A 15,599-nucleotide genomic window follows, 5' to 3' on the forward strand; every position below is an offset into this window, starting at 1 on the left:
GCCGCAGTCGTGAAGGCTACGGCTTCCCATTAGGATGCGGTGCCTATACATGAAGGGCGCCGGGATAACAAGGGCCAAGGAGCCGCAATACGCGGTCTTTGAAGGCGATCGGAGATGAATTGGCAGAGCAGGCAGAGCTTGGGGAAAAGAAGTCGCGTTCGCTGAAACCGCTCGGCAGGCTGACACCCTATGTGGTGCGCTATCGCGGTATGGTCGCGGGCGCGCTGATTTCGCTGGCGCTCGCCGCAATCACCTCGCTTGCCATCCCGCTTGCCGTACGCCGCATGATCGATCACGGCTTTACTCAGGCCGACGGCACCTTCATCAACAGCTATTTCGCCATGTTGATGCTCATGGCCATGGTGCTCGCTGTCGCTAGCGCTCTTCGTTATTATTTCGTCATTAGCATCGGCGAACGCATCGTTGCGGATCTGCGCCGCGATGTCTTTTCGCATGTCACACGGCTTTCGCCTTCCTTCTTTGACGTCAACCAATCGGGCGAGATCGTCTCGCGGCTGACGGCCGATACGACACAGATCAAATCCGCCGTCGGCGCCACGGCTTCCGTTGCGTTGCGCAACCTCATTCTCTGCATCGGCGCGCTCGGCATGATGATCGTCACCTCGCCGAAGCTTTCGAGCCTCGTCATCGTTGCGATCCCGGTCATTGTCTTTCCGCTGGTCGCCGGCGGCCGCTCGGTGCGCAAGCGCTCCCGTGCTGCACAGGATACGCTGGCAGAGGCCTCCGCCTTCGCCAATGAGACGATCGCGGCAACCCGCACTGTACAGGCCTTTAACGCCGAGATCGCAGCCGCCGACCGTTACGGCTCGGCTGTCGAATCCGCCTATCAGGCCGCACGTTCCGCCGTATCCTCCCGAGCCCTGCTCACAGGCATTGCCATCACCCTGATCTTCGGCAGCGTGGTCGCCGTTCTCTGGTTTGGTGCCCATAGCGTTCTCGCCGGTACGCTCTCGGCCGGTACGCTCGGCCAATTCTTGCTCTATGCGGTCATCGCAGCCGGCTCGCTCGGCGCATTGTCGGAGGTCTGGGGCGAGCTTTCGCAAGCGGCAGGCGCGGCCGACCGCCTGACCGAGCTTCTGGACGAGGTTTCGCCGATTGCTGCCCCTGTAGATCCGCAACCGCTTCCCTCGCCGGCACAGGGTCGGGTGGAATTCGACAGCGTGCATTTCGCCTATCCGTCCCGCCCCGGCAGATCGGCTCTGCATGGGCTGGATTTCAGAGTGCAGCCGGGGGAAACGGTCGCGATCGTCGGCGCCTCCGGTGCCGGCAAAAGCACCGTCTTTTCGCTCCTGCTGCGATTCTACGATCCGCAACAGGGCAGCGTGAGGATCGATGGGGTCGATGCCCGCCAAGCAGACCCGGATGCATTGCGCCAACGCATCGCCATCGTGCCGCAGGACGTCACCATCTTCGCAGCTTCGATCCACGACAACATCGCTTTCGGCGTTCAAGGTGCCACGCGTGAGCAGGTTCGCGCCGCCGCGATTGCGGCTCAAGCCGATGAATTCATCAACAGGCTGGAGAGGGATTACGACACCGAGGTCGGCGAACGCGGCGTCACTCTGTCCGGCGGCCAGCGCCAGCGCATCGCCATTGCCCGTGCGATCCTGAAGAACGCCCCCATCCTGCTTCTGGACGAAGCGACTTCGGCACTTGATGCCGAAAGCGAAACGCTGGTGCAGAAAGCCCTCGATGGCCTGATGCAGGGCCGCACCACCTTGGTGATCGCTCACCGCCTCGCCACCGTTTTGAAGGCCGACCGCATTCTCGTCATGGATCAGGGCCGCGTGGCGGAGGAAGGCACACATCAGAGCCTGATCCGCCAGGGCGGCATCTATGCGAAGCTCGCCCGCCTGCAATTCGATGCGGCCAATGAGGACGTCTTGGCCGCAGCCAAGTAGCCTGCTCCGCATCGCATCACGACTAAAGTCTGATCGGCACACCTCCCACGAGCGGTTGCCTTTGCCGCAGCCTGCCCTAACCTCCCTATGCCCGAGGGTGGGATTTTGCTGTTGAAATCTGTGGGAGGAGATTCGAATGGCGCTTTGTAGAATGACTCGTCGCATGAGCCTGGCGTTAGCCCTTGGCCTGCTTGCCGCCACTGCAGGCACGGCAGCATTGGCCCAGAGCTTTCCGGATCGCTCGATCACCATGGTCGTGCCCTTTGCCGCCGGCGGCTCGACCGATGTCGTCGCCCGCATCGTCGCGCAGAAAATGTCCGACGATCTCGGGCAGCAGGTCATCGTGCAGAATGTCGCCGGTGCCGGCGGCAATCTCGGCGCCGGCAATGTCGCGCGCGCCGAGCCGGATGGCTATACGATCCTGATGGGTACCGTCGCCACGCACGCCCTCAATCCGCTGATTCTGAAATCGACGCCCTACGATGCCGAGAAGGATTTCGCGCCGATCTCGCTGCTCGTGATCGTTCCGAACGTGCTGGTCGTCAATCCGGAACTGCCTGCAAAGAATGTGCAGGAACTGATCGCGCTCCTCAAAGCCGATCCGGACAAATACAGCTACGCCTCATCCGGCAACGGCACGCCGCTGCACCTTTCCGGCGAACTTTTCAAAAGCATGGCCGGCGTCGACATGCAGCATATTCCCTATAAGGGAGCGGGACCGGCGCTGAACGACGTCATCGGCAACCAGGTGCCGATCATGTTTGACAATCTGCCCTCGTCGTCGAGCCACATCAAGGCCGGTACGCTGAGAGCTCTCGCTGTGACGACGGCCGAACGCGCGCCATCCTTCCCCGATGTTCCGACCATAGCGGAATCCGGCATATCAGGATACGAGACCTATACTTGGAATGCGCTCTTTGCACCTGCCAACACCCCACCCGATGTGGTCAGCCGCCTCAACGCCGCGGCCAACAAGGCATTGACCGATCCGGCTGTTGCCGAACGGATGAAGGAGTTCAGCGCAACGATCGTCGGATCCACGCCGGAAGAACTCGGTGCCCATGTGAAGGCCGAGCTCGCGAAATGGAAACCGGTCGTCGACGGCGCCAATATCCAGATGGAGTGACCGCAACGGGAGGGAACCGCATGCCGATATCCCTCTTCTCCCGCGCCCGATCCAACCGGCGGCAATTGAACGCCCTGCAATTGAATTCTAATTAAGGTAGTGGAAAAGCTTACAATTCTGGGCTAGCCTTCAAAGGGCTGACGCACGATTTCAGCTTACCAGGAGGGATCCATGTACAGATTTGAAGTTTACAAGGATAAGGCCGGTGAATTCCGCTTCCGCTTCAAGGCGTCGAACGGAGAGACCATGTTCTCGTCCGAGGGCTACAAGGCGAAAGCATCCGCAATGAACGCCATTGAATCCATCAAGAAGAATTCGCCCGGCGCGGATGTGGTGGACCAGACAAAAGCGGAAGCCTGATCTGAAGCGGAGGCGACACCGTCGCCTCCAGCATCTTCCTATCGGCATATTTTCTCGCACCCATTTGCAGCGAAGCAAGAAGACACGCGCGACGCGACACTGATGGCCTCTACGTGCCGCTAGTACTACAGTTGCGTTTGATGCCTTGCTTTGTAGTGAGAAAGCATTGCGGATGCTTGATGCCTGCGTCGCCAGAGTGACCATGCCAAGATGAGGCGAACTCTAATCGGGGGCTGTAGCAGGAGGCGTTTGATCAGATAGCGGATCTCTGCGACGCTGGGCACGAAGGCCATGGTGTTGGTCAGGCGGCGATTGGCGGGTTTGGACTCGTTTCGTTCGGTTTGCCAGCAGCGGTGCGGCGTAGATCGGCGCCGAGTTTGGCGAGGAATGCAGCGGCTGCCATGACGAGCGTCATGTGCCGCTTCCAAGCATGCCAGGATCGCGCTTCGCAATGATCCAGGCCGAGATCGTCCTTCGCACGCTGGAAGCATTCTTCCACGGTCCAACGCAGCCCGGCAGCGCCCGCCAATTCGCTCAATTCGGTACCGGCGGGCGCAAAGACAAAGTAATAGGCGCGCGCATCGGGTTCGCGTCGGCTGCGCCGGATCAGAAGCCAGCGCTCCCATTGTGGATCCGGGCGAGAGCTGAGAGGAATACGGGCCCAATCATAAAGCCGAAGACCCTTGGCACCTTCGCCTGCTGCATGGCTCTGCCAAACCTCCGGTTTCAACTCATCAGCCATCGTTTCGGGATCGGTCTGCTCGATCCCTTGCTCACGCACAAAGCGCAGGCATTGATTGGAGCGCACTGCCAGAACATAAGGCTGGCCACGGCTTTCCAGCATCCGGCGCAGCTTGGAATCCGAACCATAAAGCGCATCCGCCAATACCCAGGCACAAGGCACGCCGGCATCCAGCGCATCGGCAATGAGCTTGGCTGCAATGGCCGGTTTGGTCGCGAAGGCTTGGGACTGGGGGACGTGAGCCGAAGCACGGCGGGCTTCATCCTCGGCCCACTCCTTCGGTAGATAAAGTTGCCGATCGATCAGGGTCTGACCGTAGCGGCTTGCATAGGCAAGGAAAACACCGATCTGACAGTTCTCGATCCGGCCGGCCGTGCCGGAATATTGTCGTGCGACACCGACTGAATGGGCGCCTTTCTTCAGGAAGCCGGTCTCATCGACCACAAGAACGCCGTCCGCGTCACCGAGAGACTCTATTGCATAAGCGCGAACCGTATCGCGCAATGCGTCAGCATCCCAATGGCTGCGCCCCAGCAGCGATTGCATCCGATAAGGGCGCTCCAGTCCTGCCTGTTCCGCCATCAGCCAGCCAGTCTTGCGCTCTACTCCCGACAACAACCCATCCAGAAAGGCACCGCACGATGCGCGCAATTCTCGGCGACCAAAGACCGAGCCCAACCGCACCTTCAAGGCATCGAGCTCACGATGCCACGCCAGAACCGACCCGGACCAACCCGCAACCGACATTGAACTTCCCTCCCGCCAAATGCGGGAAGTGAATCATGACTTCCGGTAAACGCAACTGTAGTACTAGAGGATCAGGACACCGGCCTCCGGAACGAGATCATGATGGCGGAAGCCGACGCGCTGCTGCTGCGAAGCCGGTACTTTCGACTGCTTCGGTCCGTTCCAGTGCCAGGCGGCGAACAAGTCCGTCCACGTCGCGCATCGCCGGACGGCAGCAACGGACTGGGAAGCTCTCGTCACGCTCTATCGGGCCCTGATTGCCATGAAACCGACGCTCGGCGCGAAGGTCAGCCACGCAGCTGTCATCGGCAGGGTCGAAGCGCGGCCTCGGCCCTCACTTTGCTGAACGGGCTGGAGCAACGTGCCATTGCCAGCTGCGGCCCTATTGGGCAGTGCGCGCGCATCTGCTTTCCGAACTCGGTGAAGGTGATGCCGCGGCAGAAGCCTACGCTACGGGATCGCGATCGGTCTGAGTGACAATCCAGCCATCGGCACCTTCCTCACCGGCAGGCTTAAGGCCGTTATTTCTCGGTCAGCTTGAGTTCGATACGGCGGTTCGTGGCGCGCGCTTCCGGCGTATCGCCGGGCGCAATCGGCTGGAATTCGCCGAAGCCTGCCGCAACAAGCCGATCGGCAGGCACACCCTGCGCGATAAGGAACTTCACGACAGAGATCGCGCGGGCAGACGAGAGCTCCCAGTTATCCCGGTAGCGGCCCGTGCCTGAAAGCGCAACATTGTCCGTATGCCCGTCGACGCGCAGAACCCAGTTGATTTCGGGCGGAATTTCCTTGGCAAGGTCGAGCAAGGCGGCGGCGAGCTTTGCCATTTCCGTTTGGCCATCGGGATTGAGGTCCGCTCCCCCAGATGGGAACAGCACTTCCGACTGGAAGACGAAACGGTCGCCGACGACACGGATGTTTTCGCGATCGGAGAGGATCTCGCGAAGACGGCCGAAAAAGTCCGACCGGTAGCGGTTGAGTTCTTGCACGCGCGCGGCCAGCGCCACATTCAGACGGCGGCCGAGATCCGCAATTTTTGTCTGTGAGGTCTGATCCTTTTCCTCGGAAGCCTGCAGCGCTGCCTCGACAGCAGCAATCTGGCTGCGCAGCGCTGCGATCTGCTGGTTGAGGAGTTCGACCTGGCTGAGGGCACGGTCGCTGACCTGCTTCTGCTCATCGAGCTGTTGCGTCAGCGTTCCGATCTGTCGCTTTGCCGCATCTTGGCCGCCGGAGCCGGCGCTCAACAGCGCCTGCAATCGCGTACGCTCGCCCTCAGCACTCGCAAGCGACGCCTGCAGATTGGCGACGGAATCCTGAAGATCCTGATTGCTGCCTTTCTCGAGCGCCAGCAACTGCGTGAGCTCATTGATCTGACCGTTCAGACGTGCCAGCACTTCATCACGGCCGCTGATTTCGCGGCTGAGAATAAACTGGCCGACGACGAAGACCGTAAGGATGAACATGATGGCGATGAGCAGCGTCGACAGAGCATCGACGAACCCCGGCCAGTAGTCCACCGCGCGTTGGTGGCGACGGTTGCGGGCAAGAGGCATGCTTACTTGCCCTCGCTCTTTTCGACATGGCCGGCTCGCTCGCGCGCCCGCTCGCCGCCACGATCCTGCACGCCGATACGCTCGGCCAGTCGGTCGAGCGTCCGGCGCATCGCCTTTGCCTCGTCCTGCTGCACCTCGATCCAGTCGCGCAACATCTGCTGCTCGTTGCGCATGTTCTTGACGAGGCCCTGGATGCCTTCGGCAAGGCTCGCCATGGCTGCGACCGACCGCTGGCTGGCCGGGCCACCCTCTTCGGCAACCTTGCGCAGATATTCCGAAAGCGCCTTCATATCTTCCGACGAGCCGCCGGAGACTGCATCGAGCGTCGGCACCGGAATGTCCGAGCCGACATCGGTAACCGAGGAGAGCCAGTTTTCCAGCTCCATGTAGAAACGGTTCTGCGCGCGGCCGGCCTGCAGGTCGAGGAACCCGAGGATCAGCGAACCCGAAAGACCGAGCAGCGATGACGAAAAGGCCTGGCCCATGCCGGACAGCGGCGTCGCAAGCCCTTCCTTCAGCGTGGACAGCACGTCGCCCGTGCCGTTCGAGCCGGCATCGAGCGACTGGATGACCGAACTGATGGAGCCGATCGTGCCGATAAGGCCCCAGAAAGTGCCGAGCAGACCGAGGAAGACGAGAAGCCCGATGAGGTAGCGGGAGACATCGCGTGATTCGTCGAGACGATTGGCGATCGAATCCAGAATGGAGCGCAGCGCCGTGGTCGACAATGCGACCCCGGACTTGCGGTTGCCGATCAGCGCCCGCATCGGCGCAAGCAGCCGCGGATTGCGGTTCACCTTGTCGGCGCTGCCTGCAGCGCGGAAGGAGTTGAACCAACGCACTTCCGGACGAAGCGACAGCACGTGATTGAAAACGAGAATGATTCCAACGGCAAGAACGCCGAGGATGAGACCATTGAGGCCCGGATTATGCATGAAGGCGGTCTGTGTCTGCCGGAACAGGATAGCCGCTATGAAGCCCACGATGATGAGGAACAATAACATCGTCCAGAAGAACGACATGGGACTTGAGAGTTTGTAGGCGTAGCCACTCGTGGTCTTCTCGGTCGAGCCGAACTCGGCCACATTCACATTTTCCATAGGTTCCTCGGCCTCCGGACTAATTGCAGCCGGAGACTAGATCAACATTGCGCCGAATTGAAGTATGCCCGGTGGAAAAGCGGGACTTTGCAACAGGCTGTTTGCCCGCCCGTCACCGGGTCGGAACAGGCCGCTTGACGACTTCCGTCAGGGCTTTGTGAATGTGCTCGTTGCCGGCAATGATCGCGCCGGTTTCGAGGATCGACGTGCCGCCGTCCCAGTCGGTCGCAAAACCGCCCGCTTCGCGGATGAGCAGGATGCCGGCCGCCATGTCCCAGGGCGACAGCGCCGTTTCCCAGAAACCGTCAAAACGACCGGCCGCCACATAGGCAAGATCGAGCGAGACCGCACCCATGCGACGGATGCCGGCGACCTCACCCATGACGTGGCGCAGCTCGATCAGGAACTTGCCGTGATTTCCACGACCGAGATGCGGCACACCGCAGCCGATGACGCTGTCGGAGAGCACCCGGCGCGAGGCGACCCGCAGCCGGCGATCGTTCAAGAATGCACCACCGCCGCGCTCTGCGGTGTAAAGCTCGTCCGTCGCCGGGTTGAAGATGACACCTGCCACGATCTCATTGTTGCGCTCGAGTGCGATGGAGACGGCGAAGGCTGGAATGCCGTGCAGGAAGTTGGTCGTGCCATCGAGCGGATCGACGATCCAGCGATGCGCGCCATCAGTACCCTTGATCTCTTCGCTTTCCTCGCCGAGGAAGCCGTAGGTCGGGCGAGCCTTGAGAAGCTCTTCCTTGACGATCTTCTCGGCCTTGCGGTCCGCATTCGAGACGAAGTCGCCCGGTCCCTTCACCGATACCTGAAGGTTCTGCACTTCACCGAAATCACGCCCCAGCGACTTGCCTGCCTTGATGGCAGCCTGAACCATGACATTGAGAAGAGCTGAACGGGCCATGTGGGCATTTTCCTTGGATAATACGGGACGTGCTGTCAGGGGCGGGGTATGTCCCTGAACGCCGGAAGCGACAGCGCTGCATAGATTGGCGGCCTCAAGACCACAAAATCGCGGAAATTTCAAGGGGATTGCCGCATGGCAGGGTTGCAGCACCCGCGAACAGCCCGAAATAATTCGGACAGATTAGTCTGAATAGCACTCGGCCGCATGGGCGAGGACAAGGAAATCGCGAGCTTCGCAGCTATCTCGCGAGCCCTGAAGCATCCTTCATCACCGGCGCCAGCCTGACGATCGACGGCGGTTATCTGGCCTGACGCAGACAAGCGAACGGCGGCGCAGATGCGCCCGTCGTTCCATTGCCCAATGCCCAAAATTCAGGACTTCTGCTGTGTAATCAGCACTTCGCGAGCGATCTGGTCGAGCGGCAGGATACGGTCGACACCGCCCTTGGCGATCGCTTCCTTCGGCATGCCGAAGACAACCGATGTCGCCTCGTCCTGCGCGACGGTATAGGCGCCGACCTGATGCATTTCCAGCATGCCGCGCGCACCGTCGTCTCCCATTCCCGTCATGATGATGCCCATCGCGTTCGAGCCGGCCGAACGGGCGGCGGAACGGAAGAGCACATCGACAGACGGGCGGTGGCGGGAAACCAGTGGTCCGGACTTGACGGACACATAATAGCGTGCGCCCTGACGCTCCAGCAGCATATGCTTGTCGCCGGGCGCAATCAGCACGTGACCGCGCAACACCGGATCGCCGTCGGCTGCTTCCTTGACCTCGACTTCGCAAAGACCGTTGAGGCGCTTGGCGAAAGCCGCAGTGAATTTTTCCGGCATGTGCTGGACGATCACCATGCCCGGCGCATTGGCCGGCAGCGCCTCCAGAAATTCGCGCAGGGCTTCCGTTCCGCCCGTCGAAGCGCCGACGCAGACGACCATTTCCGTCGTCTTCGCCATGGCCCGGCCAGTGGGTGGCGGCAGCATCGCATCGGCCGTCAGCTTCTTGGCCGGCCCTTCCGCCGAAGCCGGACGGACGCGGCCAGCAGCGCGGCGCACATTCGCAAGCCGTGCATGCGAAGCGCTCTTGACCACTTCACGGATACGCATCGCATCATCGGCCAGACTGTCGGCCGCACCGATCTTCGATTTCAGGATGACATCGACAGCTCCAGCCTCCAGCGCCTGCAGCAGCGTTTCCGAACCTGCTTCCGTCAGCGACGAACACATGACGACCGGGATGGGCCGCTGTGACATGAGCTTGCGCAGGAAGGTGATGCCATCCATGCGCGGCATCTCGACATCGAGCGTGATGACATCGGGGATCTCTTCCTGGATCTTGCGCGCCGCCATGAACGGGTCGGAGGCGACGCCCATGACTTCGATCTCCGGGTCGTCTTCCAGAACCCGTGTCAGCGTCTGCCGGACACTGGCGGAATCATCGATGATGAGGACACGGACTTTTTTGGCCATAGGACCCTCTCAGATGCGCTGGAACACCGTATTCGAAACCTGCTTCAAGGGAAGGTCGAAGCCGGTAATCGATTCCGAGTGTCCGATAAACATGTAACCGCCCTTCGCGAGACAATCGCAGAGACGAGTGAGAACACCGGCCTGCGTCTGCTTGTCGAAGTAGATCAGCACGTTGCGGCAAAAGATCAGGTGCATCGCATCGCCGACGGGATATTTCTCGTCCATCAGGTTCATGCGGGCGAAGCCGACGCGGCTGCGCAGCTTCGGTGAGATGCGAACATCCCGTCGGCCCTGCTGCTTGGCCACCATGACATATTTCTTCTGCAGGTCGCGCGGCACAGGCGCTACCAGATCTTCCGCATAGATACCCCGGCGCGCGGTCTGCAGCACGTCGGTCGAGAGGTCGGTTGCCAGCACACTGTAGGAGAGATCGCTGCGGCCCTCGACGAATTCGGCCAGCACCATTGCCATGGTGTAGGGCTCCGCGCCAGTCGAGCACGCCGAACTCCATGTACGAATGGTTCGCACACCACTGTCGGCGAGCGTTGGCAGGGCAACCGTCTGCATATATTCGAAATGCTTGGCTTCCCGGAAGAAGTCGGTCTTGTTGGTCGTCACGACATCGATCAGGTAGACGCTCTCCTGCTCGAGACCGCCGTCGTTGAACAGGAAATCGCAATAGTCATCGAAGCTCGCATGGCGCGTGGCGCGCAGACGCCGGCGCAGCCGGCCCTCCAGCATCGTCAGCTTCGTCGGCGGCATCTTGATGCCGCTATAGTCATAGATGAACCGTGCCAGCTTGTCGAAGTTACGCTTGCTGATCCTGTCACCCGGCAATTGGGTTTCTACCGCTGCCATACTCATAAAACGCGACGCTCCGGGTAGGTGTAGAGGGCCTTAGGCGGCCGATTGCAGGACAGAAGCATCCTCGCGCGACAGAAGCCGGGCAAGGTCGACGATAACGACGAAGCCGTTCTCGCGGCGCACGACACCAGCAATGTAATCCGACCGCCAGCGTACGCCGATATCGGGTGCGGACTCGATCTGATCGCGACGGAACGGCGTCACTTCGAAAACGCGATCGGCGACCAGGCCGAGCGTCAGAAGGCGGCTTTCCATGGGAACATCGAGGACCAGCACACGCGTATGCGGCGTCGGCACGGTCTTCGACATGCCGAGCTTCAGGCGCAGGTCGATGGTCGGAACACCCTGGCCACGCACGTCGCGCAGGCCGAGCAGATAGTCGGGGCCATTCGGAATCTTGAAGGCTTCCGCATAGTCGAGGATTTCGCGCACCACCTCCACCGGAACGGCGAAGATCTCCTCGCCGAGGCTGAAGGTCACGAATTGGGCTTCCAGAGATGTTGTTGCCATGATCAACCGCTTTCCTTGGATTCGGGCGCCCCCATTATCGGAGACGCCTGTTAACATATTGAAAGGACCCGGATGCTCAGGCACTTTCCTTGAACTCTGCATCCCCGTCGTCGGGGCCGCCCATGGAGAGGTCGAGGGCAAAGCCCTTGGCGCGTGCCTGCTGGGCAGCAACCGTATTGGCAGCCGCGGTCTTCTTGCTGGCCGGCTTGCGACCTCCGGTCGGAAGCGGCGTGCGCACCGTGACCTTGGCGGCCGGAGCGCGGGACAGGCGGTTGCCGGCCATATCCACCTTGAAGAAGGCGATCGAGGCCTGCAGTTCCTCAGCCTGGGTTGCCAACTCTTCGGAAGTCGCCGACATCTCTTCGGAGGCGCCGGCATTCTGCTGCGTCACCTTGTCGAGCTGCTGGATCGCTTCGTTGATCTGGGCAGCACCGATATCCTGCTCGCGGCAGGCGGCGCTGATCTCGGAGACCAGCTCGGCAGTCTTGCGGATGTCTGGAACCAGCCGACCCAGCATGTCGCCGGCTTCCTGGGCTGCCTTCACCGTATCGCCCGACATCGCCGAGATTTCGGCGGCTGCCGACTGGCTGCGTTCTGCAAGCTTGCGCACTTCCGAGGCGACGACCGCAAAACCCTTGCCGTGTTCGCCGGCACGCGCGGCTTCGACGGCGGCGTTCAGGGCGAGCAGGTCGGTCTGGCGGGCGATTTCCTGGACGATGCCGATCTTTTCGGCGATCGTGCGCATCGCAGCCACCGCGCGGTTGACGGCATCGCCGGAATTCTCCGCATCCTTGGCGGACTGGCGGGCGATCTTTTCGGTCTGGGCGGCGTTGTCGGCGTTCTGCTTGATGTTTGAGGCCATCTCTTCCATCGAAGCGGAGGCCTCTTCAGCCGAAGCCGCCTGTTCGGTCGCGCCCTGCGAAACCTGCTCGGAGCTGGCCGAGAGTTCCTGGCTGCCGGACGAGACGTTTTCCGCAGCCGCGATTGCGTCAGCGACCACACCACGCAGGCGCTCCACCATCTGCTCCAGAGCGATACCAAGCGTATCCTTTTCCGAAAGTGGCTTAGGAGAAACAGTCAGGTCGCCGTTCGAGATCTGGTTGGCGATCTGTGCCGTGTTACGCAGGTTGCCGGTCATCCTCGTCATGGAATTGACAAGATCGCGGATCTCGTCATTGCTCTTGTGCTCGATGTCCTGTTCGAGATCGCCGATGCTGACGGCATCCGCAAGTTGAACCGCACGCTTGAGGCCACGGGAGATATTGAGCAGGATCCAGATGGCCGCAGCGGAGGATACGATAATCAGACCGACCGTCATCATAACCAGCAGGTTGCGCGACTGCGCATACTGGTCGTTGGTGGCGGCGTCGGTTTCGGCGACATTGCCGGTCACGGTGTCGTTCAGCTTGGTGAGAATGCCGAGAAGCTGGGTCGTCACCACCTGGCCTTCGCCCATCGAAATGACGCCGGCCTGGGTGTTGGATTCGGTGGTGTTCTGCTTGGCGAGGTCGGCCACGCGATCCTGCAGCGCCGTCCACTTGCCGTAGAGATCGCCGAACTGAGCCATGCCATTCCTGATGTCAGGGTCTTCCGAAGTGGCAAGGCGAGCCTGGAGCGCCTTGATCTGCTCGCGCTGTTGCGAGATCTCATCGACATAGCCGGCGATCTTTGTCGCATCGGTATTGATGATCGCATCCTTTTCGGCCCGGATGGAGCGCATCACGGCATCGGAGAGATCGCCGGAATCGCGCAGGTTGGCGACTGGACCGGCAACCATGACCGAGATGTCGTCATTGAGCGACGAAAGATTGTAGATCGAAAGACCGGCCATGGCGCAGGTCAGGAGAACGATGAAACCGAACACCAGGCCCAGTTTGAGTTTGATCGTGAAGCGCATTCCAAGACCCCTTTAGGACTACAGCGGATATCCCGCGAAATGACACATTGTGCCGCCGTACAAACGCTTCATGCGTTGCCGGCCGAGCCGGTGTGCCCCGGCGCGTCCATGCGCCGGCCATAACGGGGCCGCTGTTGCCGCGGCCCCAAAGCCTACCCGCCAGGAAGCGCCTATGCGCTTTCCCGGAAATCTTCGTCCGCCGTATCCGGCCCGCCCATTGACATATCCAGGGCGAACCCCTTGGCACGGGCTTGCTGAGCAGCAACGCCGTTGGCGAGAGCCGCTTTGCCGGCCGGTTTGCGCGCTGCGGCCGGAACCGGACTGCGCGTGGTTACCTTGGCGGCCGGAGTACGGCCCTGGCGGCCACTTGTCGCCATTGCCTTGCCACCCGCTGTATCGACCTTGAAGAAGGCAATCGATGTCTGCAGTTCCTCGGCCTGGGCGGCGAGTTCTTCTGACGTCGCAGACATCTGCTCGGAAGCGCCGGCATTCTGCTGGGTGACCTTGTCGAGCTGCTGGATCGCCTCGTTGATCTGCGACGCGCCGACATCCTGCTCGCGGCATGCGGAGCTGATCTCCGCCACGAGTTCCGCCGTCTTTCTGATGTCAGGCACCAGGCGGCCGAGCATGTCTCCGGCTTCCTGGGCAGCTGTGACGGTATCGCTCGACATGGCGCTGATTTCCGCTGCCGCCGACTGGCTGCGCTCAGCAAGCTTGCGCACTTCCGAAGCGACGACCGCAAAACCCTTGCCATGCTCGCCGGCACGGGCAGCCTCCACTGCTGCGTTGAGTGCGAGCAGGTCGGTCTGGCGGGCGATTTCCTGAACGATGCTGATCTTCTGGGCGATCGTACGCATGGCCTCGACCGCACGGGAAACGGCGTTTCCGCTCATCTCCGCATCCTTGGCCGACTGGCGGGCGATCTTTTCCGTCTGGGCGGCGTTATCGGCGTTCTGTTTGATATTGGCGGCCATCTCCTCCATCGAGGAAGAGGCCTCCTCGGCCGCCGAAGCCTGCTCGGTGGCACCCTGCGATACCTGCTCCGAGCTCGCCGAAAGCTCCTGGCTGCCGGCCGAAACATTCTCCGCTGCCGCAATTGCGTCCGCGACGACATCGCGCAAACGCTCCACCATCTGTTCGAGCGCGGTCCCGAGTGTGTCCTTGGCCGAGAGCGCCTTCGGAGAAACTGTCAGGTCTCCGGCGGCAATCTGCGTGGCAATGTCGGCGGTGGCACGAAGATTGGTGACCATGCTTTGCATGGCGATGCCGAGCGTATCCTTGACCGAAAGCGGCTTCACCTCGACCGAGAGGTCGCCTTCTGCGATCTGGTTGGCAACATCGGCGGTAGAGCGCAGGTTATTCACCATGCCGAGCATGGCAATGCCGAGCGTATCCTTGTCGGAGAGTGGCTTCGGTGTAACGCTGAGGTCACCGTTCGAAATCTCGTTTGCGATGCCAGCGGTATTGCGCAGATTGTCCGTCATGACGTTGATCGTGTTCACCAGGTCCTTGATCTCGTCATTGCTCCTGATCTCGACCCTTTGGTTCAGATCGCCGATGGCGACGGCGCTGGCGACGTTCATGATCTTGCGCAGGCCGCTGTTGATGCCAAGCGCGATCCACAGCGCGGCAGCGAAAGCAATGACGGAAGCGCCGATGGCAATGCCGATCAGCAGGTTTCTGGTATTGCCGTAGAGGATTTCCGTATCGTCGTCGGCTTGGGTCATCGACTTTTGCTGAAGCGCGACAAGTGTTGTAAAGACGTCTTCCAGTTCCGTGACGATGGCCCGAACTTCTCCACCGGAATAAGCCGTGGCCGTTGCCCTGTCGCCGCTTTCCTGCATGGAGGCGACTTTATTGGAACCTTCCACGAAACGTTTGCTGAGCTCCACCAGCCTGTCCCATGTTGGCTTGCCGTCTGCAGTTGCGAGCTGTTGGCCGCCTGTTGCGAATGTCAGCAATTCATCCATGCTCTTCGCCGAATTCTCGTAATTCCTATTGGCCGCCTCGGGATCCATTTCCAAAAGGGCGTTCTTCTGCCACCTGATGGCATCGAGCTCGGCAGCTTTTGCTTCCAGAGCCAATTCCAGTCTTTTTGATGGACCTGCGATCAGCTCGCCGACGGCGGCATTCAGCGAGCTGAGACTGATAATTCCATAAACCGCGCTGCCTACCAGCAACAGTATGACGAAGCCGAACGCGGCCGCGAGCTTGAGCTTGATCGTGATACGCATCGCAATACCCCTATTTGAAAGCGACGTAATAAACGTGGACCGATGGTTCCTGTTGCTGCCTCATGCAGCAAGACATTCCGGTAGGCGTAGACAGGTCGCACAAAGGTCTTGCGGCCTTGCGTCCGGCGTTCCTGGTCGCCGGAAGCTCGTGTCAAGGGC

At 61.0% G+C, this 15,599-nt stretch carries 12 protein-coding genes and 2 pseudogenes; 5 read left to right on the forward strand and 9 right to left on the reverse strand.

The window, feature by feature from the left end; all coding sequences use genetic code 11:
- Window positions 1-119 precede the first annotated feature (119 nt).
- The 3 genes from KQ933_RS16255 (at window position 120) to KQ933_RS16265 (ending at window position 3,408) form a co-directional block, all read left to right on the forward strand.
- Window positions 120-1,922 carry an ABC transporter transmembrane domain-containing protein gene (locus KQ933_RS16255; protein ID WP_216755841.1) on the forward strand — a complete coding sequence of 601 codons (1,803 nt, stop codon included), beginning with the start codon at window positions 120-122 and terminating at the stop codon, window positions 1,920-1,922.
- 136 nt (window positions 1,923-2,058) lie between these two features.
- Complete coding sequence (locus KQ933_RS16260) at window positions 2,059-3,048, forward strand: tripartite tricarboxylate transporter substrate binding protein (RefSeq protein ID WP_216755842.1); 990 nt, start codon at window positions 2,059-2,061, stop codon at window positions 3,046-3,048.
- Between the two features lie 171 nt (window positions 3,049-3,219).
- Window positions 3,220-3,408 carry a YegP family protein gene (locus KQ933_RS16265; protein WP_192729246.1) on the forward strand — a complete coding sequence of 63 codons (189 nt, stop codon included), beginning with the start codon at window positions 3,220-3,222 and terminating at the stop codon, window positions 3,406-3,408.
- A gap of 301 nt (window positions 3,409-3,709) precedes the next feature.
- Here KQ933_RS16265 and KQ933_RS16270 read toward each other — a convergent pair whose 3' ends face one another.
- Entirely contained in the window at window positions 3,710-4,897 is a 1,188-nt protein-coding gene (locus tag KQ933_RS16270; RefSeq protein WP_216755009.1) for an IS701 family transposase, read from the reverse strand.
- Between the two features lie 57 nt (window positions 4,898-4,954).
- On the opposite strand from KQ933_RS16270, the pseudogene KQ933_RS33450 reads away from it, so the two are divergent.
- Window positions 4,955-5,438, forward strand: a pseudogene (locus KQ933_RS33450) (RNA polymerase subunit sigma-70); the annotation flags it as partial.
- Here KQ933_RS33450 and KQ933_RS16280 read toward each other — a convergent pair.
- The 3 genes from KQ933_RS16280 to KQ933_RS16290 form a co-directional block, all read right to left on the reverse strand.
- A complete protein-coding gene (locus tag KQ933_RS16280; RefSeq protein ID WP_183735211.1) occupies window positions 5,419-6,450 on the reverse strand; it encodes a peptidoglycan -binding protein in 1,032 nt (343 codons plus the stop codon). The pseudogene KQ933_RS33450 and the gene KQ933_RS16280 sit on opposite strands and share 20 nt — an antisense overlap.
- 2 nt (window positions 6,451-6,452) lie before the next feature.
- Complete coding sequence (locus tag KQ933_RS16285; RefSeq protein WP_216755844.1) at window positions 6,453-7,550, reverse strand: MotA/TolQ/ExbB proton channel family protein; 1,098 nt, start codon at window positions 7,548-7,550, stop codon at window positions 6,453-6,455.
- Between the two features lie 112 nt (window positions 7,551-7,662).
- Window positions 7,663-8,463, reverse strand: coding sequence for an inositol monophosphatase family protein (locus KQ933_RS16290; protein ID WP_216755845.1), 801 nt, complete (start codon window positions 8,461-8,463; stop codon window positions 7,663-7,665).
- A 168-nt stretch (window positions 8,464-8,631) separates the two neighbouring features.
- Between KQ933_RS16290 and KQ933_RS33455 the strand changes: the two are divergent.
- Window positions 8,632-8,777 (forward strand): annotated as a pseudogene (locus KQ933_RS33455) (SDR family oxidoreductase); the annotation flags it as partial.
- Between the two features lie 60 nt (window positions 8,778-8,837).
- On the opposite strand, the gene KQ933_RS16295 reads toward KQ933_RS33455, so the two are convergent.
- The 5 genes from KQ933_RS16295 to KQ933_RS16315 all read right to left on the reverse strand — a co-directional run bounded on the left by KQ933_RS16295 (window position 8,838) and on the right by KQ933_RS16315 (window position 15,440).
- Complete coding sequence (locus tag KQ933_RS16295; protein WP_216755846.1) at window positions 8,838-9,935, reverse strand: chemotaxis response regulator protein-glutamate methylesterase; 1,098 nt, start codon at window positions 9,933-9,935, stop codon at window positions 8,838-8,840.
- Window positions 9,936-9,944: 9 nt separating this feature from the next.
- Complete coding sequence (locus KQ933_RS16300; RefSeq protein ID WP_216755847.1) at window positions 9,945-10,799, reverse strand: protein-glutamate O-methyltransferase CheR; 855 nt, start codon at window positions 10,797-10,799, stop codon at window positions 9,945-9,947.
- Window positions 10,800-10,832: 33 nt separating this feature from the next.
- Window positions 10,833-11,309, reverse strand: coding sequence for a chemotaxis protein CheW (locus tag KQ933_RS16305; RefSeq protein WP_216755848.1), 477 nt, complete (start codon window positions 11,307-11,309; stop codon window positions 10,833-10,835).
- Window positions 11,310-11,385: 76 nt separating this feature from the next.
- Entirely contained in the window at window positions 11,386-13,206 is a 1,821-nt protein-coding gene (locus KQ933_RS16310; RefSeq protein ID WP_216755849.1) for a methyl-accepting chemotaxis protein, read from the reverse strand.
- Window positions 13,207-13,376: 170 nt separating this feature from the next.
- Window positions 13,377-15,440, reverse strand: coding sequence for a methyl-accepting chemotaxis protein (locus KQ933_RS16315; RefSeq protein ID WP_216755850.1), 2,064 nt, complete (start codon window positions 15,438-15,440; stop codon window positions 13,377-13,379).
- Between the last annotated feature and the right edge of the window lie 159 nt (window positions 15,441-15,599).

Source organism: Rhizobium sp. WYJ-E13, from assembly GCF_018987265.1.
Classification (GTDB): Bacteria; Pseudomonadota; Alphaproteobacteria; order Rhizobiales; family Rhizobiaceae; genus Rhizobium.

Excerpts from the sequence above, each read along its gene's own strand:
- KQ933_RS16260 (WP_216755842.1), top strand. The coding sequence starts at position 2,059 with ATGGCGCTTTGTAGAATGACTCGTCGCATGAGCCTGGCGTTAGCCCTT.
- KQ933_RS16285 (WP_216755844.1), bottom strand. The coding sequence starts at position 7,550 with ATGGAAAATGTGAATGTGGCCGAGTTCGGCTCGACCGAGAAGACCACG.
- KQ933_RS16310 (WP_216755849.1), bottom strand. The coding sequence starts at position 13,206 with ATGCGCTTCACGATCAAACTCAAACTGGGCCTGGTGTTCGGTTTCATC.
- KQ933_RS16305 (WP_216755848.1), bottom strand. The coding sequence starts at position 11,309 with ATGGCAACAACATCTCTGGAAGCCCAATTCGTGACCTTCAGCCTCGGC.
- KQ933_RS16280 (WP_183735211.1), bottom strand. The coding sequence starts at position 6,450 with ATGCCTCTTGCCCGCAACCGTCGCCACCAACGCGCGGTGGACTACTGG.
- KQ933_RS16300 (WP_216755847.1), bottom strand. The coding sequence starts at position 10,799 with ATGAGTATGGCAGCGGTAGAAACCCAATTGCCGGGTGACAGGATCAGC.
- KQ933_RS16315 (WP_216755850.1), bottom strand. The coding sequence starts at position 15,440 with ATGCGTATCACGATCAAGCTCAAGCTCGCGGCCGCGTTCGGCTTCGTC.
- KQ933_RS16290 (WP_216755845.1), bottom strand. The coding sequence starts at position 8,463 with ATGGCCCGTTCAGCTCTTCTCAATGTCATGGTTCAGGCTGCCATCAAG.
- KQ933_RS16270 (WP_216755009.1), bottom strand. The coding sequence starts at position 4,897 with ATGTCGGTTGCGGGTTGGTCCGGGTCGGTTCTGGCGTGGCATCGTGAG.
- KQ933_RS16265 (WP_192729246.1), top strand. The coding sequence starts at position 3,220 with ATGTACAGATTTGAAGTTTACAAGGATAAGGCCGGTGAATTCCGCTTC.
- KQ933_RS16295 (WP_216755846.1), bottom strand. The coding sequence starts at position 9,935 with ATGGCCAAAAAAGTCCGTGTCCTCATCATCGATGATTCCGCCAGTGTC.